20 protein-coding genes are annotated in these 21,127 nt (G+C 71.4%); 9 read left to right on the top strand and 11 right to left on the bottom strand.

The genetic code is table 11. The features are described 5' to 3' along the window. Positions 1-3: 3 nt before the first annotated feature. The 6 genes from ACWCXC_RS32670 to ACWCXC_RS32645 all read right to left on the bottom strand — a co-directional run bounded on the left by ACWCXC_RS32670 (position 4) and on the right by ACWCXC_RS32645 (position 4,944). Positions 4-612 carry a helix-turn-helix domain-containing protein gene (locus tag ACWCXC_RS32670; protein ID WP_450891386.1) on the bottom strand — a complete coding sequence of 203 codons (609 nt, stop codon included), beginning with the start codon at positions 610-612 and terminating at the stop codon, positions 4-6. Positions 613-703: 91 nt separating this feature from the next. Beyond that, positions 704-1,681, bottom strand: coding sequence for a glycine betaine ABC transporter substrate-binding protein (locus ACWCXC_RS32665; protein ID WP_450891385.1), 978 nt, complete (start codon positions 1,679-1,681; stop codon positions 704-706). Beyond that, positions 1,678-2,556: an ABC transporter permease gene (locus ACWCXC_RS32660; protein WP_450682910.1), complete on the bottom strand. Its 879-nt coding sequence runs from the start codon at positions 2,554-2,556 to the stop codon at positions 1,678-1,680. The genes ACWCXC_RS32665 and ACWCXC_RS32660 overlap by 4 nt, the downstream gene beginning before the upstream one ends. Further along, a complete protein-coding gene (locus ACWCXC_RS32655) occupies positions 2,553-3,815 on the bottom strand; it encodes an ABC transporter ATP-binding protein (RefSeq protein ID WP_450682909.1) in 1,263 nt (420 codons plus the stop codon). Before ACWCXC_RS32655 ends, ACWCXC_RS32660 begins: the two co-directional genes overlap by 4 nt. Further along, entirely contained in the window at positions 3,808-4,455 is a 648-nt protein-coding gene (locus ACWCXC_RS32650) for an ABC transporter permease (RefSeq protein WP_450682908.1), read from the bottom strand. The genes ACWCXC_RS32655 and ACWCXC_RS32650 overlap by 8 nt, the downstream gene beginning before the upstream one ends. A gap of 15 nt (positions 4,456-4,470) precedes the next feature. Continuing rightward, complete coding sequence (locus tag ACWCXC_RS32645; protein ID WP_383640836.1) at positions 4,471-4,944, bottom strand: Lrp/AsnC family transcriptional regulator; 474 nt, start codon at positions 4,942-4,944, stop codon at positions 4,471-4,473. 132 nt (positions 4,945-5,076) lie between these two features. On the opposite strand from ACWCXC_RS32645, the gene hppD reads away from it, so the two are divergent. Further along, positions 5,077-6,222, top strand: a complete 1,146-nt coding sequence (gene hppD, locus ACWCXC_RS32640) for a 4-hydroxyphenylpyruvate dioxygenase (protein WP_450682907.1) — start codon at positions 5,077-5,079, stop codon at positions 6,220-6,222. Positions 6,223-6,300: 78 nt separating this feature from the next. Here hppD and ACWCXC_RS32635 read toward each other — a convergent pair whose 3' ends face one another. Beyond that, on the bottom strand, positions 6,301-8,034 hold the full coding sequence (locus ACWCXC_RS32635) for a tetratricopeptide repeat protein (protein WP_450891384.1): 1,734 nt from the start codon (positions 8,032-8,034) through the stop codon (positions 6,301-6,303). A 97-nt stretch (positions 8,035-8,131) separates the two neighbouring features. Between ACWCXC_RS32635 and ACWCXC_RS32630 the strand changes: the two genes are divergently transcribed. After that, positions 8,132-9,499, top strand: a complete 1,368-nt coding sequence (locus ACWCXC_RS32630; RefSeq protein WP_450682905.1) for an FAD-binding oxidoreductase — start codon at positions 8,132-8,134, stop codon at positions 9,497-9,499. A 110-nt stretch (positions 9,500-9,609) separates the two neighbouring features. Here ACWCXC_RS32630 and ACWCXC_RS32625 read toward each other — a convergent pair whose 3' ends face one another. Continuing rightward, positions 9,610-10,086, bottom strand: coding sequence for an SsgA family sporulation/cell division regulator (locus ACWCXC_RS32625; RefSeq protein WP_383640819.1), 477 nt, complete (start codon positions 10,084-10,086; stop codon positions 9,610-9,612). A gap of 232 nt (positions 10,087-10,318) precedes the next feature. Between ACWCXC_RS32625 and ACWCXC_RS32620 the strand changes: the two genes are divergently transcribed. Continuing rightward, positions 10,319-11,887, top strand: a complete 1,569-nt coding sequence (locus ACWCXC_RS32620; RefSeq protein ID WP_450891383.1) for an RDD family protein — start codon at positions 10,319-10,321, stop codon at positions 11,885-11,887. Between the two features lie 106 nt (positions 11,888-11,993). Next, entirely contained in the window at positions 11,994-12,644 is a 651-nt protein-coding gene (locus tag ACWCXC_RS32615; protein ID WP_450891382.1) for an RDD family protein, read from the top strand. A gap of 43 nt (positions 12,645-12,687) precedes the next feature. Here the strand turns inward: ACWCXC_RS32615 and ACWCXC_RS32610 are convergent, their stop codons facing one another. Then, on the bottom strand, positions 12,688-13,008 hold the full coding sequence (locus ACWCXC_RS32610; protein WP_450891381.1) for a hypothetical protein: 321 nt from the start codon (positions 13,006-13,008) through the stop codon (positions 12,688-12,690). 366 nt (positions 13,009-13,374) lie between these two features. On the opposite strand from ACWCXC_RS32610, the gene ACWCXC_RS32605 reads away from it, so the two are divergent. Continuing rightward, positions 13,375-15,771 carry an immune inhibitor A domain-containing protein gene (locus tag ACWCXC_RS32605; RefSeq protein WP_450891380.1) on the top strand — a complete coding sequence of 799 codons (2,397 nt, stop codon included), beginning with the start codon at positions 13,375-13,377 and terminating at the stop codon, positions 15,769-15,771. A gap of 124 nt (positions 15,772-15,895) precedes the next feature. Continuing rightward, positions 15,896-16,228: a hypothetical protein gene (locus ACWCXC_RS32600; RefSeq protein ID WP_450682900.1), complete on the top strand. Its 333-nt coding sequence runs from the start codon at positions 15,896-15,898 to the stop codon at positions 16,226-16,228. 36 nt (positions 16,229-16,264) lie between these two features. Here ACWCXC_RS32600 and ACWCXC_RS32595 read toward each other — a convergent pair whose 3' ends face one another. Both ACWCXC_RS32595 and ACWCXC_RS32590 read right to left on the bottom strand, forming a co-directional pair. After that, a complete protein-coding gene (locus ACWCXC_RS32595) occupies positions 16,265-16,849 on the bottom strand; it encodes an isochorismatase family protein (RefSeq protein WP_450682899.1) in 585 nt (194 codons plus the stop codon). 142 nt (positions 16,850-16,991) lie between these two features. Beyond that, positions 16,992-18,320, bottom strand: a complete 1,329-nt coding sequence (locus ACWCXC_RS32590) for a nicotinate phosphoribosyltransferase (RefSeq protein WP_450682898.1) — start codon at positions 18,318-18,320, stop codon at positions 16,992-16,994. Between the two features lie 101 nt (positions 18,321-18,421). On the opposite strand from ACWCXC_RS32590, the gene clpS reads away from it, so the two are divergent. The 3 genes from clpS to ACWCXC_RS32575 all read left to right on the top strand — a co-directional run bounded on the left by clpS (position 18,422) and on the right by ACWCXC_RS32575 (position 21,000). Continuing rightward, positions 18,422-18,736, top strand: a complete 315-nt coding sequence (clpS, locus tag ACWCXC_RS32585) for an ATP-dependent Clp protease adapter ClpS (RefSeq protein ID WP_383640798.1) — start codon at positions 18,422-18,424, stop codon at positions 18,734-18,736. Positions 18,737-18,786: 50 nt separating this feature from the next. Continuing rightward, positions 18,787-19,371 (top strand): DUF2017 domain-containing protein, encoded by a 585-nt coding sequence (locus ACWCXC_RS32580; RefSeq protein ID WP_450682897.1) that lies wholly within the window; start codon positions 18,787-18,789, stop codon positions 19,369-19,371. A gap of 186 nt (positions 19,372-19,557) precedes the next feature. Then, positions 19,558-21,000: an amino acid permease gene (locus ACWCXC_RS32575; protein WP_450682896.1), complete on the top strand. Its 1,443-nt coding sequence runs from the start codon at positions 19,558-19,560 to the stop codon at positions 20,998-21,000. The last annotated feature ends 127 nt before the right edge of the window (positions 21,001-21,127 follow it).

Below are 21,127 nucleotides of genomic sequence, written 5' to 3'. Positions count from 1 at the left end.
CGGTCAGGTGGCGGAGCGCGGGAACATGTGGAGATGGGTGCGGACGACGGCGGACCCCTCGGTGCCCTCGGCCACGCGGCCCCGGTAGCTGTCGATCAACGCGTGGATCTCGTCGGCGAGTTGGCGGGAGAGCTCGGGGGTGAGGCGGACCTTGAAGTCGCTCAGGTCCGAGGCCTCGAACCAGGCGCGGGACCAGTCCTGCGTGGTGCCGATCCAGTGGCCCACCTCCTGGGCGTGGACCGAGGCGACCCACTGGAGGACGTTGCCCATGGCGCCGCGCACCTCGGGGTCGGGGTCGTAGAGGAACTCCGGGCCGAAGGAGGCGCCCGTGTGCGCCGCGCGCCACCACCGTTCGCGGCCCTTGCCGAGGGTGGGGTCGTCCTCGACGAATCCGTACGCGGCGAGCTGGCGCAGGTGGTAGCTGGTGGCGCCGCTGGACTCGCCGAGCCGTTCGGCGAGGCCGGACGCGGTGGCGGGGCCGGACTCGCGGAGGCTGTTGAGGAGGTTCAGGCGCAGCGGGTGAGCGAGGGCGCGCAGTCCGCGGGCGTCGATGTCGAGCAGTTTCGGGGGCTTGGCGGCCGGGTCGCCGTCCTGGGGGTCCGTCGTGGGCATGGCTCAACCATAGAGTTGCAAAGGTCTCTTTGCAACGGTCTTTTGCAAAAACTCTTTGCAACTCGCGTCCGGGGCCCGGTGGAGGCCCGGTTCAGCCGCTCTTGATGAAGCCCTGCTCGATCAGCCAGTCCTTGGCCACCTCGTGCGGGTCCTCCCCGTCGACGTCCACCTTGGCGTTCAGCGACTGGCCGACCTCGGTGGTCAGCTTCTTGCTCAGCGGGTCGAGGAGCCCGGCGATCTCGGGGTACTTGTCGAAGGTCGCGGTGTGGATGACGGGCGCCGCGTTGTAGTTGGGGAAGAAGTGCTTGTCGTCCTCCAGCACCTCCAGGTTCATCGCCTTGATGCGCCCGTCGGTGGTGTACACCTCGCCCAGCAGGCAGGAGTTCGACTTGGACACCTGGGTGTAGATGATCCCGGCGTCCATCTTCTTGATGTTGGCCGCCGGGAGGGACATTCCGTACGCCTTCTCCATCCCGGGCAGTCCGTCGTCGCGCGAGGCGAACTCGTTCTCGACGCAGACGGTCACCGCGGACGGCTTCTCCTTGGCGAGGGCGGCCACGTCGGAGAGCGTCTTCAGGTGGTACTTCGCGTTGTTGCTGCGGCTGATGGCGAGGGCGTAGGTGTTGTTGAGCGTCGACTGGGGGAGCCAGGTCACCCCGTTCTTCCGGTCCTCGTCCCGGACGGCCCGCCACTGCGCCCGCGGGTCGGTGATCGGCTCGGTGTGGCCCAGGTAGGTGATCCAGCCGGTGCCCGTGTACTCGTACATCGCGTCGGCGTCGCCCTTGGCGATGGCCTCGCGGGCGCTGATGGAACCGGGCAGGTTCGTCCGGTCCAGGACCTCCGCACCGGCGGCCTTGAAGATCAGGCCGATCATCTGGCCCAGGATGATGTTCTCGCTGAAGTTCTTCGAGGTGACCGTCAGCGAGGCGCCCTTCAGGGGCTCGCCCTGCCCGACCGAGCCGGGCCGGACGTCGTCCACCATCGGGGAGCCGCTCTTCAGCCCGCACCCCGCCAGCGTCAGCGCCAGCGCGGCCCCGGCCGCCAGGTTCGTGCGCCACCGCCGCCTCATCGCTCCACCTCCAGACCGCGCGGTGTCAGCGCCACCTCGGCCAGGGAGGCCAGCCAGTCCACCAGCAGGGCCAGCACCACGGTGAGGATCGAGCCGAGGACCAGGACCTGCATGCGCTGGGTCTGGATGCCCGTGGTGATCAGGTCGCCCAGCCCGCCGCCCCCGCCGAAGGTGGCCAGCGTCGCGGTGCCCACGTTCAGCACCAGGGCGGTCCGCACACCGGCCAGGATCAGCGGTACGGCGAGGGGGAGTTCGACCTTGCGCAGGGTCCCCATGGCGGACATCCCGATCCCGCGCGACGCCTCCACCAGGGTCGGTTCGATCGCCCGCAGACCGGCCACCGTATTGGAGAGCACCGGCAGCACCGCGTAGATCACCATGCCGGTGATCGCCGTGGACGGGCCGATGCCCAGCCAGATCACCAGCAGGGCCAGCAGACCGATGGCCGGGGTCGCCTGGCCGACGTTGGCGACGGCCGTGACGACCGGGGCCGCCCTGCTCAGACCGCGCCGGGTCAGCGCGATGCCCAGCGGAATGGCGATGATCAGCACCCAGAACGTGGAGATCGCGGTGAGCCGGACGTGCTGCCACCACCGCACCTCCACCACGTCCCCGGCCAGCGAGTTCTCCGCGATGGAGTCCAGATCGGCGTTGCTGATCCAGAGGTACGTGACCACCAGCACCACGGCCAGCGCCACCGGGACGGTCACCAGCTTCTGCCAGGTGATCCGCCGGGCCGGGCGGGCCGGCGGCGCGGGGGTCTCCTCCTCCTCGTCGCGGAAGGCGTGGCCCTTGACGTCGTGCTCGCCCGGCGGGCGGTCGCGGTCGGACGACGGGGGCGCGCCGCCCGTACGGCGGCCGGAGGAATCGTTCATGCGCCCGCACCGCCCTCCAGCTCCTGGGCGGTCTGATGGGTGCGCAGCTCCTCCAGCTCGTGCTGGTGCTCGATGGCGGTGAGCCGGTCGGCCTCCAGTAGTTCGTGGACCGAGTTCATCAGGGTGTGCATGTCGACGACGCCGATGAACTCGCCGCGCCGGCCGGTCACCGCGACCCGCCCGCCGCTGTCGGTCAGCACCGCCTCCAGCGCGTCGTGCAGCGTCGCGTCCCGCGTCACGGTGTCGTGCACCAACTGCCCGGCCCGCGCCAGGGACCCCCGGGCCCGCATCAGGTCGCCGCGCCGCAGCCACTTGTAGGGGCGGTTCCTGCGGTCCAGCATGAGCAGTTCGTTGTGCGGGCCGCTGCGCAGCTTGTTGAAGATCGACTGGAGCGGGTCCTCCACCGTCACGGTCGGGAAGTCCGCGACCTCCACATCCCGTACGCGGGTGAGGTTGAGCCGCTTGAGCGCCGCGCCGGCCCCGACGAATCCGGAGACGAAGTCGTCGGTCGGATTGGTGAGGATGGCCTCCGGGGTGTCGAACTGCGCGATGTGCGAGTGCTCGCGCAGAACGGCGATCCGGTCGCCCAGCTTGATCGCCTCGTCGAAGTCGTGGGTGACGAAGACGATCGTCTTGTGCAGTTCGTGCTGGAGCCGGATCAGCTCGTCCTGGAGGTGGTCGCGGGTGATCGGGTCGACCGCGCCGAAGGGCTCGTCCATCAGCAGCACCGGCGGATCGGCGGCCAGCGCCCGTGCCACGCCGACGCGTTGCTGCTGGCCGCCGGAGAGCGCGCGCGGATAGCGGCCGTGGAACTCGCGCGGGTCCAGGCCCACCAGGTCGAGCATCTCCTCGACCCGGTCCTTCACCTTCGCCTTGGACCAGCCGACCATCTTCGGGACGAGCGCGATGTTCTCCGCGACCGTCATGTGCGGGAAGAGCCCGGACGACTGGATCGCGTACCCGATCTTGCGGCGCAGCTTCACCGGGTCGATGCCGGTGACGTCCTCGTCGCCGATCCTGATCCTGCCGGAGGTCGGCTCGATCAGCCGGTTGATCATCTTCAGGGTGGTCGACTTCCCGCAGCCGGACGGGCCCACGAAGATGACGGTCTCCCCGGCCTTGATGTCCATGGAGACGTTGTCGACGGCCGGGCTCGGGTTGCCCGGGTACTGCTTGGTCAGGTCCTCCAGCTGGATGGGGGCACCGGAGGCGGTGTGGTCGGACGGTTCCTCGACGGCCGGTGCCGCGGTCTCAGACACGGATCCCCCTCGGGATGGTGAGCCGTCCCAGCAGGACGTAGGCGGCGTCGAAGAGCAGGGCGAGGATGACGATGCCGATGGTGCCCGCGAGGACCTGGTTGATGGCGTTGGCGCTGCCCAGGGAGGCGATCCCGCGGAAGATCTCGTTGCCCAGACCGGGACCGGAGGCGTACGCGGCGATGGCGGCGATCCCCATCAGCATCTGGGTGGAGACCCGGATGCCGGTGAGGATCGGCGGCCAGGCCAGCGGCAGTTCGACCCGGCACAGCCGCGCGGTCCGCGACATCCCGATGCCCTTGGCCGCGTCCACCAGCGCGGGATCGACCCCGCGCAGCCCCACGATGGAGTTGCGGACGATCGGCAGCAGCCCGTACAGGGTCAGGGTGATCACCGTCGGCGCCACCCCCAGCCCGACCAGCGGGATCAGCAGACCGATCGCGGCGAGCGACGGGATGGTCAGGACGGTGGCCGTCGAGGTGATCGCCACCGAGGAGCCCCAGCCGCTGCGGTAGCTCACCACCCCGATCACCACCCCCAGCACCGTGGCGATGACCATGCACTGGAAGACGGCGCTCGCGTGCTGGAACGCGTCGGTGAGCAACTGCTGGTGCCGATTCCCCAGGTACTCCCAGAAGCTCACACGCCACTCCTCGGCTCAGTCGGTGTCCTGCGCCGCCTGTTCCACGAGCGGGATGACGCGCAGGGGGACCGGGTTCTCCATGACGATGGCCGTGGAGGCCCGGACGATGCCATCAAATCCGACAACCCGGTCGATCACCCGCTGGAGATCGGCGTTGGAACGGGCCACCAGCCGACAGAGCATGTCGCCGTGGCCGGTGGTGGTGTGCAGCTCCAGCACCTCCGGTACACCCCTCAAGTGCGCCCGTACGTCGGCGCCTTGGCCCTGCTTGATCTCCAGCGTCGCGAACGCGGTGACCGGATAGCCGAGCGCCGCCGGGTCCACGTCCGGGCCGAAACCCCGGATGACGCCATTCGACTGAAGGCGGTCCAGTCGCGCCTGCACGGTCCCGCGCGCCACGCCCAGCCTGCGCGACGCCTCCAGGACACCGATCCTGGGTTCACGGGCCAGCAGCACGATGAGCCGGCCGTCCAGATGATCGATCGCCATGGGTCCCTCCGAGGTGCACTGTGATGGTCATCATGTACAGATAGCCCGCCCATCCTGGGCATGTGCTAGTCAACATGACCAGCGATTTCACAAAGTGTTGCGCACCTTGCGGAGCGGCGGGAACCTTCAGACATGACTGAGACGATGCACAGCACCCCCGACACCGTCCGGCAGGCCGACCCCTTCCCGGTCAAGGGAATGGACGCCGTCGTCTTCGCCGTCGGCAACGCCAAGCAGGCCGCGCACTACTACTCGACGGCCTTCGGCATGAAGCTGGTCGCCTACTCCGGACCGGAGACCGGCAGCCGCGAGACCGCGAGCTACGTGCTCACCAGCGGCTCCGCCCGCTTCGTCCTCACCTCGGTCGTCAAGGCGTCCACCGACTGGGGCCACTTCCTGGAGGACCACGTCGCGGCGCACGGCGACGGCGTCGTCGACCTGGCCATCGAGGTCCCCGACGCGCGCGCCGCGTACGCCTACGCCGTCGAGCACGGCGCCACCGGCATCGAGGAGCCCTACGAGACGAAGGACGAGCACGGCACCGTCGTGCGCGCCGCCATCGCCACGTACGGCAAGACCCGCCACACCCTCGTCGAGCGCACCGGTTACGACGGCCCCTACCTCCCCGGCTACGTCGCCGCCGACCCGATCGTCGAGCCCCCGGCCAAGCGCTTCTTCCAGGCCATCGACCACTGCGTCGGCAACGTGGAACTCGGGAAGATGAACGAGTGGGTGGCCTTCTACAACAAGGTCATGGGCTTCACGAACATGAAGGAGTTCGTGGGCGACGACATCGCGACCGAGTACAGCGCCCTGATGTCGAAGGTCGTCGCGGACGGCACGCTCAAGGTCAAGTTCCCGATCAACGAGCCGGCGATCGCCAAGAAGAAGTCCCAGATCGACGAGTACCTGGAGTTCTACGGCACCGCCGGCGTCCAGCACATGGCACTCGCCACCAACGACATCGTCGCCTCGGTCAAGGCCATGCGCGCCGCCGGTGTGCAGTTCCTCGACACCCCGGACTCCTACTACGACACCCTCGGCGAGTGGGCCGGCGAGACCCGGGTGCCCGTGGAGACCCTGCGCGAGCTGAAGATCCTCGTCGACCGCGACGAGGACGGCTATCTGCTCCAGATCTTCACCAAGCCGGTCCAGGACCGGCCGACCGTCTTCTTCGAGATGATCGAGCGCCACGGCTCGATGGGCTTCGGCAAGGGCAACTTCAAGGCCCTGTTCGAGGCGATCGAGCGCGAGCAGGAGAAGCGCGGCAACCTCTGATCCCCGGATCAGCGGGGGAGCGACGACGGGCGGGCCGGATCTCCGGCCCGCCCGTCGGGCGTGGGGGTGGGGATCGGGTCAGCGGCCCGCCGGTGAAGCGGTGGCCGCCGGTGGGGCGGTGGGCGTCGGCGCACCCGTTCCGGCCCGCTGCCCCGGCGCGCCCGCCGCCGGGGCCGGAGCCTCGCCCGGTGCCTGCGGGGCCTCCACGGCCGGCGCCGCCGGGTCGGGCGCGTCCTCCCGTGGCGCCGACGAGGGAGGCACCGCCGGCTGCGGATCGGGCGCCACCGGGGCCGCCGGCGCCGCCGGGGCCTCGCCCGGACCGCCCGCCGGAGGCTGCCCCAGCGTGTCCAGCGCCTCCCGCGCCCGGGGCGCGTCCAGCGGCGAGAAGTGCGGATTGGTGCGCAGCGCCTCCTCCAGATGGCGGCGCGCCGGACCGACATCGTTCAACGCCCGCTGGACCATGCCCAGGTGGTACGAGAACGAGGCGTTCCGCCCGCCCGAGTCCACCGCCCGCCGCGCGTATTCCAGCGCCCCTTCCGGGTCGCCCGCACGCTGGAGCGCCCAGCCCAGCGCGTCGGCCACCTCCGCGCTGTGGTGGCCCCGGTCCCATTCCGCCCGCAGCAGGTCCACCGCCGCCGAGGCGTCGCCGTGCGCCGCCTCGAAACGGCCGAGCTGCAGGGACACGTCGACGCCCTGCTTCTCCGCCTTCGCCAGCGCCGTACGGAGCCGGGTGTACTGGTTGACCGAATCGCCGTCCAGCCCCAGCGACTCGTACAACTCGCCCAGCTCCAGCAGGTACTCCGGGCTCGGCGCCCCGCGCAGCGCGGCCTGGTAGTCGCGCTGGGCCTCGTCGGTGCGGCCCAGCGCCGCCAGCGCGCGGGCCCGTCCGGCCAGCGCGGGACGGTGCGCGGCATCGGTGCGCAGGGCCGCGCCGTACTGCGCCACCGCCTCCTCGGGCTCGCCGCGCTCCCACGCCAGATCGCCCAGCCGGGACAGGCACGCCGCCTTCTCCGCCGGGGTCTTCGCCCGGCCCGCCGCGTCCTGCGCGGTGGCCAGGGCGTCCTCGCGCCAGCCCCGCACCCGGTACATGTCGGCCGTCCGCCCCAGCGCGGGCACGCCCGAGCGCAGCTCCGCGTACCTCTCGGCCGCCTTGGTCGCGGAGGTGTACTCGCCCAGGCCGTTGTAGGCGTCGATCAGTTCCGGATAGACGGTCCACTCCTTGGGCCGCCGGGCCCGGACCGCCTCGCCCCACTTCTTCGCCGTCACGAAGTCCCGGCGGGCGTTGGCCAGCGCGGCCAGGCCCACCCAGGCCGCCTCGTTGCCGTCCTCGCCCGGCCGCACGGACAGGGACCGCTTCAGCGCCTCCTCGGCGCGGGCGAAGGACCCCGGATCGGCGGCCCGCCGCCCCCACCCCACGTACGCCGTGCCGAGCACCGCCCAGGACGCCGCGTCCGAGGGATGCGTCCCCACCCACGACCGCCGGTCCGCGATCAGGGCCTTCAGATCCGCGAGCGAGGCGGGGGAGCCCGCCGCCGTCGCGCCCATCGCCCGCGCGACCGGGCCCGGCACCGCGGGCGCGTCCCCGTCCTCGTCGGGCACCGCGACCACCGCCCCCGTCACCAGCACCGCCCCCGCCACCACACCGAACGCGGCCCTGCGCAGCGTGGTGCGCAGCGAGACCGGCGGCGGATCGGCGAGGTCGCCGGGGTCGTGCGGGAGGTGCCCCACGGGGTCGTACGGCGGATCGCTGGTGGCGCGCGCGGAGTGGTCCGGTCCGGGGGCCGCGGGCGGCTGCTGTGGCGTGACGTCCATGCCGATCACTCTGCGTCAGTACGAAGAGCACACCGCGCCTTGCGATGGGCACCGCCGACGGGTTCACACCAATGGGCCCGGATGCCAGTCTTGGATCATGGACGATCTTCTCGAACTGCTGCGCGCGGGCCTGCCGGCCGAAGCCCTGATCACCGACCCGGACGTCACCGCGTCCTACGCCCACGACATGGCGAGCTTCTGCGAGGCCGGCACCCCGGCCGTCGTCGCGCTGCCGCGCACCGTCGAGCAGGTCCAGCACATCATGCGCACCGCCACGGCCCTGCGCGTCCCCGTCGTCCCCCAGGGTGCCCGCACCGGCCTGTCCGGCGCCGCCAACGCCACCGACGGCTGCATCGTGCTCTCCCTGGTCAAGATGGACCGGATCCTGGAGATCGACACCGTCGACCGCGTCGCCGTCGTCGAACCGGGGGTCGTCAACGCCGTGCTCTCCCGGGCCGTCGAGGACCGGGGCCTGTCCTACCCGCCGGACCCCTCCAGCTGGGAGACGTGCACCATCGGCGGCAACATCGGCACCGCGTCCGGCGGTCTGTGCTGCGTGAAGTACGGGGTCACCGCCGAATACGTCCTCGGACTCGATGTCGTCCTCGCCGACGGACGCCTCCTCAGCACCGGCCGCCGCACCGCCAAGGGCGTCGCCGGATTCGACCTGACCCGGCTCTTCGTCGGCTCCGAGGGCAGTCTGGGCATCGTCGTGAAAGCCGTGCTCGCGCTCAAGCCGCGACCGCCCCGGCAGCTCGTCCTGGCCGCCGAGTTCCCCAGTGCGGCGAGCGCCTGCGACGCCGTCTGCCGGATCATGGAGGACGGCCACACCCCGTCACTCCTCGAACTGATGGACCGTACAACGGTCCAGGCCGTCAACCGGCTGGCGCGGATGGGACTCCCCGAGACCACGGAGGCGCTGCTGCTCGCCGCCTTCGACACCCCCGACCCCTCCGCCGACCTGGCCGCCGTCGCCGCGCTGTGCACGGCCGCCGGGGCCACCGAGGTCGTCCCCGCCGAGGACACCGCCGAGTCCGAACTGCTGCTCCAGGCCCGCCGGATGTCGCTCCCCGCCCTGGAGACCGTCAGCTCGGCCACGATGATCGACGACGTGTGCGTCCCGCGCTCGAAGCTCGGCGCCATGCTGGAGGGCACCGCCGCCATCGCCGAGAAGTACGGCCTCACCATCGGTGTCTGCGCGCACGCGGGCGACGGCAACACCCACCCCGTCGTCTGCTTCGACCACACCGATCCCGACGAGTCCCGGCGGGCCCGCGAGTCCTTCGACGCGATCATGGCGCTCGGCCTGGAGCTGGGCGGCACCATCACCGGCGAACACGGCGTGGGCGTCCTCAAGAAGGAGTGGCTGGCCCGAGAACTCGGCGACACCGCCGTCGAACTGCACCGGGGCATCAAGCACGCCTTCGACCCGCTCGGCCTCCTCAACCCGGGCAAGGTCTTCTGACGCCGCGGGGCCGCCCCACGGGCGACGACGGAATGGGCCGGACAGGCCCCGAGAGCGGGCCCCGGGGCCACCGGCCCCGGCCGCGCCCCGCCATCCGGCATCCGTCCCGCTCACCCTTCCCCGTCCTGCGACTCGTCCGACGGCCAGGGGTCGCTCATCCACAGGTCGTCGGCGGGCAGCGGGGCGAGGAGCTCGGCCAGCGCGTCGTCGATCCCGAGCCGGCCGGCCTCCGTCCCCGGCGGCACGATCCGCAGCGTCCGCTCCACCCACGCGGCCACGGCCGCCGACGGCACCTCCAGCAGGGCGTTGCCGTCGGGCGAGGTCAGCGCCACACAGATGACGCTGCGCCGGTCGATCTTGGTGGGCCAGATCCGCACGTCCCCGTGCCCGCACGGCCGGAACACCCCCTCGACCAGCAGATCGCGGGCGAACGTCCAGTGCACGGGGGCGTCCGAGCCGATGTGGAAGGTGATGTGCACGGCGTACGGGTCCTCGGTCCGGTACGAGAGCCGGGCCGGTACGGGGATGCTGCGCTCCGGCGACAGAACCAGCTTGAGCTCCAGCTCACGTTCCACGACGGTGTTCATCAGGTGCGTCCTTTCGGTGCCTGTGGGCCGGTCCCACGACCGCCCGCACAGGGAGAGAGCGCCCTCCCCGTCATCCATTACGCGACTTCGGGAAAAATATTTCGGGGTGCCCGGAAAGGGGCCCAAACCCCGGGACCCGCCCGGTGGGAGGCGGGTGTCTGGTAGATGTGGACCCTATGTATGAGGACCGGGCGGCCGGTCCAACACCTCGAAGAGATACGGGACCACGGTGATGAGCGCCCCAACCCCGGCACCCGGTGACGACACCCCCCGCGAGGGGTACTACCCCGACCCGTCCATTCCCGGATACGTCCGGTACTGGAACGGCGCCTCCTGGGTGCCCGGCACCAGCCGCCCCGCCCCGCGCCAGGGCGAGCCCATGCCCGCCGCCCCCGCCGGTGAGCCGCCCGCCCCGGCCCCCGCTCCCGCCCCCGCGCCCGCGGCGGTCGAGGAGACCGGGCCGGTCTTCTTCGACGAGGAGCCGGAGGGCAACCGCCCCGAACCCGCCACCGCCTGGCAGGCCGACGCCTCCCGGCAGTCCGGCTTCGGCGGCGACCACGACCGCCGGGTCTCCTGGGGCGGCCGCCCCGAAGCGGGCCCCGCCGGCGCCGCCCCGGCCCCCGCCGACGCCCGCCCGGCGCTCGGCCCGGCCCGTGCCGCCCGCGCCCTCCCCGCCGGCTCGTCGCCCGCCGCGCCCCCGGACGCCGCCCCTGCGGACCGCGCCCCCGCCGATCCGCGGGTGCCCGCCCAGGCCGCGCCCCCGGCCGGCGGGCCGCGCGCGGCGGGTGACGGTGCCTCCGGCGACGCGCCCGAGCACACGGTCGCCATCAGGGCGGTGCGTCCGGGCCGCCCCGGCCCCGCGTCCGACGTCCCGAAGCCGCCCGCCGAGGGCACGGTCACGATCCGCGCGCTCGGCCCGCAGACCCCGTCCACCGAGGGCACGATGGCGATCCGGGCCCTCAACCGCGCCGCCCCTCCGGCCGAACCCGCCGCCCCGCAGGCCACGCCCGCCCCGCACGCCACGCCGGCTCCGCAGATCCCGCAGGGCGCGCCGACTCCGCAGGCGGCGCCCGCCCCGGCCGGGCCGGATCCCGCGGCGGCCGGTTCCTGGGCGCATCAGGTCGACGGGCGGGCCCGGCCCGAACCGGTCGCCCCGCAGCAGCCGCAGCCCCCGGTGCGGCATCACCAGCCCGCGTTCCCGCAGCAGTCGGGCCCGGTCGGGCCCGGGACGCCGCCGCAGCCGGGGTCCGAGCAGCCGGTGGTGCCGTGGAAGCCGCCGGTCGACGACCCGTTCCAGCAGATGGCGGCGGCCCGCGCGGCGGGCCGGCCGGCGGCGCTGGGCAAGCGGTTCGCGGCCCGGCTCATCGACGCGGTGGTGCTCGGCGCGGTCGTCGGCGCCGCCGCCGTACCGCTCGCGACCCGGGCCGCCGACCACATCGAGACCAAGATCGACGCGGCCAAGCTGAGCGGGGAGACCGTCACGGTCTGGCTGCTGGACTCCACCACCGGGGCCCTGGGCGGTGTGCTCCTCGCCGTCTTCCTGGTGGCGGGCTTCCTGCTGGAGGTCCTGCCGACCGCCAGGTGGGGCCGCACGCTCGGCAAGCGGCTCTGCGGACTCGACGTCCGGGACATCGAGTCCCAGGACACCCCGGGCTTCGGCGCGGCCACGCGCCGCTGGCTGGTCTACGGGGTGCTGGGCCTGCTGGCGATCGGCGTGGTGAACGTCGTCTGGTGCGTGTTCGACCGGCCGTGGCGCCAGTGCTGGCACGACAAGGCAGCCCGCACCTTCGTGGCGGGCTGAGCGGGGGCGAGTCGGCCCGGTCCGGGGTGGGCCCCCCGGTGCCGGCGGGTCCCCCGAACGCACCTGAGGCGTTGCGGGGGAGGGTGCGGCGGGGTGCACTGCCCCCATGAGCAACGATCAGCCGACGTCCGGTCAGCCGCCCGAGGAGGACCCGTTCCTCAAGAAGCCCCATGACCCCCCGCCGTCGTCGGGCTCGCCCTACGACAACGTGCCGCCCCCGCCGCCGTACGGCCCCGGCCAGGGCGGCGGTCCGTATGGCGGGGCGGATCCGCTGGCGGGCATGCCGCCGCTGGCCGAACCCGGCAAGCGGATCCTGGCCCGGCTGATCGACTTCCTGATCATCTCGATCCCGCTGTATCTGATCTCGCTGCCCTGGGGCGGTGCGGTGGAGGTCTCGGACAGCAACGGGAACGACGACGTGAGCGAGGTCTTCACCCAGACCTACAGCGGCCACCAGTTGCTCTGGTCGCTGATCGGGCTGGTGGTCTACGTCGCGTACGACACGTACTTCACCCACAAGGACGGCCGCACCCTCGGCAAGCGGCTGCTGAAGCTGCGGGTGGCGATGCTCAACGACGGCCGGGTGCCGGACACCGGGAGCGCGTTCCTGCGGGCCGTGGTGCTGTGGCTGCCGGCGCTGTTGTGCTGCCCGTGCCTGTGGTGGCTCATCAACATCGTGCTGATGTTCACGGACAAGCCGTACAAGCAGGCGCTCCAGGACAAGGCGGCCAAGACCGTGGTGGTGGTCACCACCTGACGGGGTGCCCGGCCGCGCGACCGGCCGGGTCCGTCCGGGCCGGTCAGTGCCGCAGCGAGTGCTCGCCCACGCGGCGGGCGGCGGCGCGGGCGGCCGGGACGGTGCTCTGCACGCGGTCGGGGGAGTGGCCCCCGGCGGCGGAGGGCAGGGGCACCGCGAGGCGGGTGTCCGCCGCGTTCGCCGTGCGCCGGCGGGTCCGGAGGGGTACGGCGACGGCCACCAGCAGACCGAGCACGAGCGCGGCCGTACCGATGAGGGCGATGCCGGTGCCCGAAGTGGCCCCGGACAGCAGCAGCATGGCGAGGGTGGAGAAGACCACGGTCACCGAACCGGATAAGAGCTGTGCGGCAGTCGGTCGCGGCATGACGGTATCCGTCCTCGGGACGTCGGATGGGCGGTCGCTCGACACGGTCTCGCTGTCAAGGACTCTACGACGGTGCATGCCCGAGGGGAACACGTAGTAAGCGTGACCTAACCCACGGTACCGGTGCACGGGGGGCGCATGGAGTCATATCATGCGCTGATTGGCGGGCCAGGCGCGCCGGTTGGACGGCGAGTCCGTCCGGATACCGGAAATGATCTCCTGCATAGTGCAATTGGTCTGTCCAAGTCAAGGTCTGTCTTTTCTTCTGTAACTCCGGTCGAATAGCGTCACTTGTGACGCGTATCCGCGCGCGGCCCCTACACACCTCCAGGCCGCAGCCGCGGGCGCCGGGGAGGACTGCATCACGTGATCATTAAGAGACGGGCGCTTCGCACCGGAGCGGTTGTCGTGGCCATGGCCGCGACCGCCGCCACCGCGTCGGCCTTCGCCACCGCGCAGGCGGATGACCAGGCGTCAAGTGCCCCCACCGCCATCGACCGCCGCGACCCGGGGTCGGCCAAGGGCAACGCACACGACCTGGCAGGCCCGTTCAGCAAGCAGCAGGACGCGCAGCGTCAGGCCGCCCTGGAGCAGGTCCTGGACGGCGACAAGAAGGCGACCAAGCGGGGCGCCTCCCAGGTCGTCAAGCTCGACGACAAGAAGTACGTCGAGCTCGGTCGTGAGAAGACCGACAAGATCTTCACCATCCTGGTGGAGTTCGGCGACAAGGTCGACAACACGACCATGTACGACCCGGACGGCGACGGCCCCAAGCCCCCGGTCAAGAAGTACGGCGGCACGCCCGGCCCGGCCCACAACACGATAGCCAAGCCGGACCCCAAGAAGGACAACAGCACCGCCTGGCAGGCCGATTACAACCAGGCCCACTTCCAGGAGCTGTACTTCGGCACGGGCTCCGGCACCAACTCGCTCAAGACGTACTACGAGAAGACGTCCTCCGGGCGCTACTCGGTCGACGGCGAGGTCTCCGACTGGGTCAAGGTCCCGTACAACGAGGCCCGCTACGGCTCGAACTACTGCGGTTCGACCAACTGCGCCAACGCCTGGGACATGATCCGCGACGGCGTGAACGCGTGGGCCGAGGACCAGAAGGCCAAGGGACGTACGCCGGAGCAGATCAAGACCGATCTGGCCCAGTACGACCAGTGGGACCGCTACGACTACGACAACGACGGCGACTTCAACGAGCCCGACGGCTACATCGATCACTTCCAGATCGTGCACGCGGGCGAGGACGAGTCGGCGGGCGGCGGTGCCGAGGGCACCAACGCCATCTGGGCGCACCGCTGGTACGCCTACGGCACCAACGTGGGCGCGACCGGCCCGGAGGAGAACAAGGCCGGCGGCACCCAGATCGGTGACACCGGCATCTGGGTCGGTGACTACACCGCGCAGCCCGAGAACGGCGGGCTGGGTGTCTTCGCCCACGAGTACGCCCACGACCTCGGTCTGCCGGACCTGTACGACACGACCAACACCGCCGAGAACTCGGTCGGTTTCTGGTCGCTGATGTCGGCGGGCTCCTGGCTCGGCACCGGCAAGGGCAGCATCGGCGACATGCCGGGCGACATGACCGCCTGGGACAAGCTCCAGCTGGGCTGGCTGAACTACGCCGAGGCCAAGGCCGCGACGAGGTCGACCCACAAGCTGGGCGTGTCCGAGTACAACACCAAGGACAAGCAGGCGCTCGTCGTCACGCTGCCCGACAAGGCCGTCACCACCGCTGTCACGAAGCCCGCCGAGGGTGCGAAGCAGTGGTGGAGCGACATGGGTGACAACCTGAACAACACCCTGTCGCGTCCGGTCGACCTGACCGGCAAGGCCAAGGCCACGCTCGACCTCGCCGGCTGGTGGGACATCGAGAAGGACTACGACTACCTCTACACCGAGGTGTCGGACAACGGCGGCACGAGCTGGACCGTGATCGACGGCACCGCCGACGGCAAGGCCCTCCCGCGCGACGCCAGTGACAAGCCGGCCCTGACCGACGTCTCCGGCGCGTACCAGAAGCTGTCGTTCCCGCTCGACGCCTACGCGGGCAAGAAGATCGACATCCGCTTCCGCTACACCACCGACGGCGGCGCGGGCGGTGTGGGCTTCGCGGCCGACACCATCTCGGTCACCGCGGACGGCGCGACGCTGTTCTCGGACAACGCCGAGGGCGACGACAACGGCTGGACCGCCAAGGGCTTCTCGCGCGTCGGTGCCTCCTTCACCAAGGACTACCCGCAGCGCTACATCGCGGAGAACCGCCAGTACGTCTCGTACGACCAGACCCTCAAGGTCGGCCCGTACAACTTCGGCTTCTCCAACACCCGTCCGGACTGGGTCGAGCACTACCCGTACCAGAACGGCCTGATGATCTGGCTGTGGGACGGCTCGCAGAAGGACAACAACGTCTCGGTCCACCCGGGCCAGGGCCTGATCCTGCCGATCGACGCGCACGCCAAGCCGCTGAAGTGGGCGGACGGCTCGGTCATCCGCAACAAGATCCAGCCCTTCGACGCTCCGTTCAGCTGGTACCCCACCGACGGCTTCACGCTGCACAACGGTGACGTGGCCACGAAGATCCGGCCGCAGCTCGGCGTCCCGGTCTTCGACGACCACAAGGGCACCTACTGGTACAAGGAGAACAAGACCGGAAGCGTGCAGGTCGCTGACACCAACACCCGGATCGCGATCCTCAGTGAGCCGCTCGACGGCTCGCAGATGATCGTCCAGGTGGGACCCTCGCACAAGTAATCCGGTAAAACCGCAGGTCACACCATGATCGGCCGTCGCCCTCTAGCGGGCGGCGGCCGATCGTGTTTAGGTGCCTCTTGTCCATCTTCTTATTGACACGATGTCTCACGGGGGAGCGCGGAGCATGGCAGGCGGAGGATTCAGCAAGTTGCCGAACGGGAGCGTGGTCGTCGCGATCACCCTGCCCCGTCCGGCGGGCGGCGCCGGACCGGACACCCCGGTGCGCGTCCTGGTGCACGCGGCCAACCGGGCCCGCGCCCTGACCCGGCTGCGCAATCTGGGGCTGCGCGCCGTCTATCTCCGCGGCAACGCCGAGCCGCCCACCCCGGACGAGATCACGGCCGTCCTGCACCACCCCGACGGGCTCCTGTGGCGCGCGAGACCCGAGCGGGCCCAGGAGCTCTGGCACCCGATACGGGCGCTGCTGCGGCCCGCCCTGCCGGCTTCGCGGGCCTGAAGGCCCGGCCGTCCCGCGCGGCGCCCGGAGGCGGGCTCAGACCACCGGCTTGCCGGTGAGCACCACGCCCGCCTCCCGCAGCTCGGCCAGCGCCCGCTCCGTCGTCGCCTCCGCGACCCCGGCCGTCAGCTCCAGCAGCACATGCGTGCCGAAGCCCTCGCGGACGGCGTCCAGCGCGGTCGCCCGCACACAGTGGTCGGTCGCGATGCCGACGACGTCGACCTCGGTGACCTCGTGCGCGCGCAGCCACTGCGCCAGCCCCACGCCGTTCTCGTCGAGACCCTCGAAACCGCTGTACGCGGCGGCGTGGGCGCCCTTGTCGAAGACGGCGTCGATCGCCCCGGAGGCGACCGCGGGGGCGAAATTGGGGTGGAAGCCCACCCCTTCCGTACCGGCGACGCAGTGTGCCGGCCAGGAGTGCTCGAAGTCCGGTGAGGCCGAGAAGTGGTCACCGGGATCGATGTGGTGGTCACGGGTGGCCACCACGTGCCGGTACCCGGGCTGGGCCTCTCCGATCAGATCGGTGATGGCGGCGGCGACATCGGCGCCCCCCGCCACCGCGAGGCTCCCGCCCTCGCAGAAGTCGTTCTGGACGTCCACGACGATCAAGGCGCGGTGCATGACGGGTGTCCTTCGGTGGGGGAGGGAAGGGGGACGGCGGTGACAGGGGGTGGCATCGAGCCTAGGGACTCCGGTACGGCTTCGGGAGGGGAACGCCCCGCTCCGCCCGTTCGGAGGGCCCGGCGGGAGGGCCGGGAGCCTCCTACACGTACTCCGTGGGGATCACGGGCTCGCCGCGCGACAGCTGCATCGCGGACATCGGCAGCCCCGCCCGCGCGGCGATGTGCCGCTCGCGCGCCGCGTCCAGCGGCTCGCGGGCGACCACCTCGCCGCCCCGGACCAGCTCGGTCAGCAGCTGCCGTCCGGCCAGTCCGGCGGGCACCGGGCCGGTGCCGATCACCTCGGCCTCGGCCACCCCGTCCGCGTCCAGCCGGCGCGCGGCCCACTTGCGGCCGCCCTTGGAGGACTTCGCGCCCAGCGACTTCTTGGCCACGGGGCGCAGCTCGTCGGCCGGATCGGCCGAGGCCGCGCGGGCCACCAGCTTGTAGACCATGGAGCAGGTGGGGTGCCCGCTGCCGGTGACCAGTTGGGTGCCCACCCCGTACGCGTCCACCGGCGCGGCGGCCAGCGAGGCGATGGCGTACTCGTCCAGGTCCGAGGTCACCACGATCTTGGTGTCCGTCGCCCCCAGCTCGTCCAGTTGCTGGCGCACCCGGTGGGCGACCAGCAGCAGGTCCCCGGAGTCGATGCGGACCGCGCCCAGCTCCGGGCCCGCCACCTCGACCGCCGTACGGACCGCGGTGGCCACGTCGTAGGTGTCGACCAGCAGCGTGGTGCCCCGGCCCAGCGAGTCCACCTGGGCCCGGAACGCGTCGCGCTCGCAGTCGTGGAGCAGGGTGAAGGCGTGGGCGCTCGTCCCGACCGTCGGGATGTTGTAGCGGAAGCCCGCGGCCAGGTCGGAGGTGGTGTCGAAGCCCCCGATGTAGGCGGCGCGGGCCGAGGCGACGGCGGACAGCTCATGGGTGCGCCGGGCCCCCATCTCGATCAGACCGCGCCCGCCGGCCGCCGCCGACATGCGCGAGGCCGCCGCGGCGATCGCCGAGTCGTGGTTGAGGATCGAGAGGATCACCGTCTCCAGCAGGACGCACTCGGCGAAGGAGCCCTCCACGCGCAGGACCGGCGAGCCGGGGAAGTAGACCTCTCCCTCCGGGTAGCCCCAGATGTCCCCGCCGAAGCGGTAGTCGGCGAGATAGGCGAGCGTCGGCCCGTCGACGATGCCCTGGTCGCGCAGGAAGCCGAGCATCTCGTCGTCGAAGTGGAAGTTCTCCACGGCGTCCAGCACCCGGCCGATGCCCGCGACGACGCCGTAGCGCCGCCCCTCGGGCAGCCGCCGGGTGAACGCCTCGAAGACCGAGCGCCGGTCGGCGGTGCCGGCCTTGAGCGCGGCCTGCACCATCGTGAGTTCGTACTGGTCGGTGAAGAGCGCGGTCGACGGCACACCGACCCGTCGCCCGAGGTCCGCTGAGTTCATGCCGGGGATGCTACCCCTATTTCGTCAAAGTGACGAGATGGGGGTCGGGGGCCCGGCGCGGCGCGGGGCCGTTTGTGCGCCGGGCCCCCCGAAGTGGCAGCATGGGTGGAGTGAGCGTCGCCCCCGCAGAGATCGAACGTCCCGAGTCGGCCGAGGAGAACCTCGTCGTCCCCGAGCCCGACGTCCCCTGGGTGACGCTGGTCCACAACGATCCGGTCAACCTCATGAGCTACGTGACCTATGTCTTCCAGGCCTATTTCGGCTACTCCAAGGACAAGGCGCACAAGCTGATGCTGGACGTCCACCAGAAGGGCCGCGCCGTCGTCTCCAGCGGCAGCCGCGAGGAGATGGAGCGCGACGTCCAGGCCATGCACGGCTACGGGCTGTGGGCCACGCTCACCCAGGACCGCAACTGACCCTCCGCACCGCCCCGTCCGACCCGCCCGACCACCATCGGAGTCAACCCATGGCCGGCCACTTCGAGGCCACCCCCGGCGGCGGCGCGGCCGTCGCGCTCGACGAGGTGGAGATCGCGATCCTGCGCTCCCTCGCCGTCCAGCTTCTGGAGCTCATCGGCCCCGGCGACGCGCCCGCCGACGGCGAGGACCCGCTCGCCGCGCTCTTCGCCGAGGGCCCCAGCGAGCCGCCCTCCGATCCGGCCCTCGCCCGCCTCTTCCCCGAGGCGTACGGCGACGAGGACAGCGAACTGCGCGCCGCGTCCGCCGAGTTCCGCCGCTTTACCGAGAACGACCTGCGCACCCGCAAGCGCGAGGACGCCCTCGCCGTGGTCCGTTCGCTGGACGCGCTGAGCCCGGACGGGGAGGGCGGCGCCGTCCTCACGCTCGACGCCGAGGGCTGCCGGCACTGGCTGGGCTCGCTCAACGACCTCCGGCTCACCATCGGCACCCGGCTGGAGGTCTCCGACGAGGACGACGGCGGTGAGGGCTCCCTCTACCGGCTGCCGGACAGCGATCCGCGCAAGCCCATGGTGATGGCCTACCTCTGGCTCGGCGGCCTCCAGGAGACCCTCATCGAGACGCTGATGCCGTAAGGGCCGTCCCGTAGCCCGGGTCCGGGCGAGTCCGCCCCGCCCTGCACGCCTTCCGGGAATCCGCAAGCCGGAACGCGGTCCTCTCACCTGATAAGTCACTCTTCTCGTGACCGGGCCTTTTATCCGCCTTTTTCCGCGCCGCGCGCTCCATACTGCTCGCCGCATCGTGGAGAAAGGCGTACGCCCATGACATCGGCGCAGATCGACGACCAGGGCCGGGACGGTCCGCACCCCCCGTCCGCCACGGACACCGCCGCGCCCGCCGAGGGCTACCGCAGAGCCCTCGGCGCCCGCCAGATCCAGATGATCGCCATCGGCGGGGCCATCGGCACCGGGCTCTTCCTCGGCGCCGGCAAGGCCATCGCCAAGGCCGGACCCAGTCTCGTCCTGGCCTACGCCGTGGCCGGTGTGGTGATCTTCCTCATCATGCGGGCCCTGGGCGAACTCCTCATGTACCGCCCGGTCGCGGGCTCCTTCTCCGAGTACGCCCGCGAATTCGTCGGCCCCTTCGCCGGCTTCGTCACCGGCTGGACCTACTGGCTCTTCTGGGTCGTCACCGGAATCACCGAAGTCACCGCCGCCGCCCAGTACATGACGTTCTGGTTCGCGCTCCCGCAATGGGTTTCCGCGCTCGCCTTCACCGTTCTGCTCTACGGCGCGAACCTGATCTCCGTCAAGGTCTTCGGAGAACTCGAATTCTGGTTCTCCATGGTCAAGGTGACCGCCATCGTCGGCATGATCCTCATCTGCGTCGGCATCCTGACCCTCGGATTCTCCGACGCCGGCGACACCGCCTCCCTCACCCATCTCTGGGCCGACGGCGGGTTCTTCCCGCACGGCGTCAAGGGCACCCTGACGACCCTCCAGATCGTCATGTTCGCCTTCCTCGCCGTCGAACTCGTGGGCGTCACCGCGGGGGAGGCCGAGAATCCGGCGACCGTCCTGCCCCGGGCCGTGAACACCGTGCCGTGGCGCATCGCCGTCTTCTACGTCGGCGCGCTGGTCATGATCCTGTCCGTGGTGCCCTGGACCGCGTTCTCCCCGGACGTCTCCCCGTTCGTCGAGGCGTTCGAGCGGATGGGCCTCGGCCTCGGCGCCGGCATCGTCAACTTCGTCGTGCTGACCGCCGCGCTCTCCTCCTGCAACTCCGGGATGTACTCCACCGGCCGCATGCTGCGCGGTCTCGCGCTCAACGGACAGGGCCCCGCCCTCTTCACCCGGCTGACCCCCGGCGGCACCCCCCTCGTCGGCACCACCTTCTCCGCCGCCCTGATGCTCGTCGGCGTCTGGATCAACTACCAGTGGCCCGGCCAGGCCTTCACCTACGTCGTCTCCTTCGCCACCATCTCCGGCATGTGGGCCTGGATCATGATCCTGGTCAGCCAGCTCCGCTACCGCCGCCTCGCCGACCGCGGCCTCCTGCCGGCCTCCCCGTTCCGGACCCCCGGCGCCCCGTACACCAGCGTCCTCGCCCTCGCCTTCATCGGCGTCGTGATCGTCATGATGGGCCTCGACGAGGAGGCCAGGATCTCGCTCTACTGCGCCCCGCTCTGGGCCCTGCTCCTCGGCGTCTCCTACCTGGTGCTCAGGGCCCGCGACCCGCGCGGCAAGGCGTTCACCGGCCGCTGAACCGGGATTCGCGCCCCCGTCGTCCCACCATGCGGGCGTCCCCCGGCCCACCCCCCCGACGCGGGCCCCCCGCGCCCATACAGGGCGCCCCGCCGACCCACACCCCCGCCCCACGGGAAATCACCCC

The sequence above is a fragment of the Streptomyces sp. NPDC001515 genome (assembly GCF_053597115.1).
The sequence above is the reverse complement of the archived record's forward strand: the minus strand, read 5'-3'. Positions and strand labels throughout refer to the sequence as shown.

Bases quoted from the DNA above. Each gene is read 5' to 3' on its own strand.
- ACWCXC_RS32670 (WP_450891386.1), bottom strand. From the start codon at position 612: ATGCCCACGACGGACCCCCAGGACGGCGACCCGGCCGCCAAGCCCCCG.
- ACWCXC_RS32600 (WP_450682900.1), top strand. From the start codon at position 15,896: ATGGCAGGCGGAGGATTCAGCAAGTTGCCGAACGGGAGCGTGGTCGTC.
- ACWCXC_RS32620 (WP_450891383.1), top strand. From the start codon at position 10,319: ATGAGCGCCCCAACCCCGGCACCCGGTGACGACACCCCCCGCGAGGGG.
- ACWCXC_RS32625 (WP_383640819.1), bottom strand. From the start codon at position 10,086: ATGAACACCGTCGTGGAACGTGAGCTGGAGCTCAAGCTGGTTCTGTCG.
- ACWCXC_RS32645 (WP_383640836.1), bottom strand. From the start codon at position 4,944: ATGGCGATCGATCATCTGGACGGCCGGCTCATCGTGCTGCTGGCCCGT.
- ACWCXC_RS32610 (WP_450891381.1), bottom strand. From the start codon at position 13,008: ATGCCGCGACCGACTGCCGCACAGCTCTTATCCGGTTCGGTGACCGTG.
- ACWCXC_RS32635 (WP_450891384.1), bottom strand. From the start codon at position 8,034: ATGGACGTCACGCCACAGCAGCCGCCCGCGGCCCCCGGACCGGACCAC.
- ACWCXC_RS32580 (WP_450682897.1), top strand. From the start codon at position 18,787: ATGGCCGGCCACTTCGAGGCCACCCCCGGCGGCGGCGCGGCCGTCGCG.
- ACWCXC_RS32615 (WP_450891382.1), top strand. From the start codon at position 11,994: ATGAGCAACGATCAGCCGACGTCCGGTCAGCCGCCCGAGGAGGACCCG.
- ACWCXC_RS32575 (WP_450682896.1), top strand. From the start codon at position 19,558: ATGACATCGGCGCAGATCGACGACCAGGGCCGGGACGGTCCGCACCCC.
- ACWCXC_RS32665 (WP_450891385.1), bottom strand. From the start codon at position 1,681: ATGAGGCGGCGGTGGCGCACGAACCTGGCGGCCGGGGCCGCGCTGGCG.
- ACWCXC_RS32595 (WP_450682899.1), bottom strand. From the start codon at position 16,849: ATGCACCGCGCCTTGATCGTCGTGGACGTCCAGAACGACTTCTGCGAG.
- hppD (WP_450682907.1), top strand. From the start codon at position 5,077: ATGACTGAGACGATGCACAGCACCCCCGACACCGTCCGGCAGGCCGAC.
- clpS (WP_383640798.1), top strand. From the start codon at position 18,422: ATGGGTGGAGTGAGCGTCGCCCCCGCAGAGATCGAACGTCCCGAGTCG.
- ACWCXC_RS32630 (WP_450682905.1), top strand. From the start codon at position 8,132: ATGGACGATCTTCTCGAACTGCTGCGCGCGGGCCTGCCGGCCGAAGCC.
- ACWCXC_RS32660 (WP_450682910.1), bottom strand. From the start codon at position 2,556: ATGAACGATTCCTCCGGCCGCCGTACGGGCGGCGCGCCCCCGTCGTCC.
- ACWCXC_RS32590 (WP_450682898.1), bottom strand. From the start codon at position 18,320: ATGAACTCAGCGGACCTCGGGCGACGGGTCGGTGTGCCGTCGACCGCG.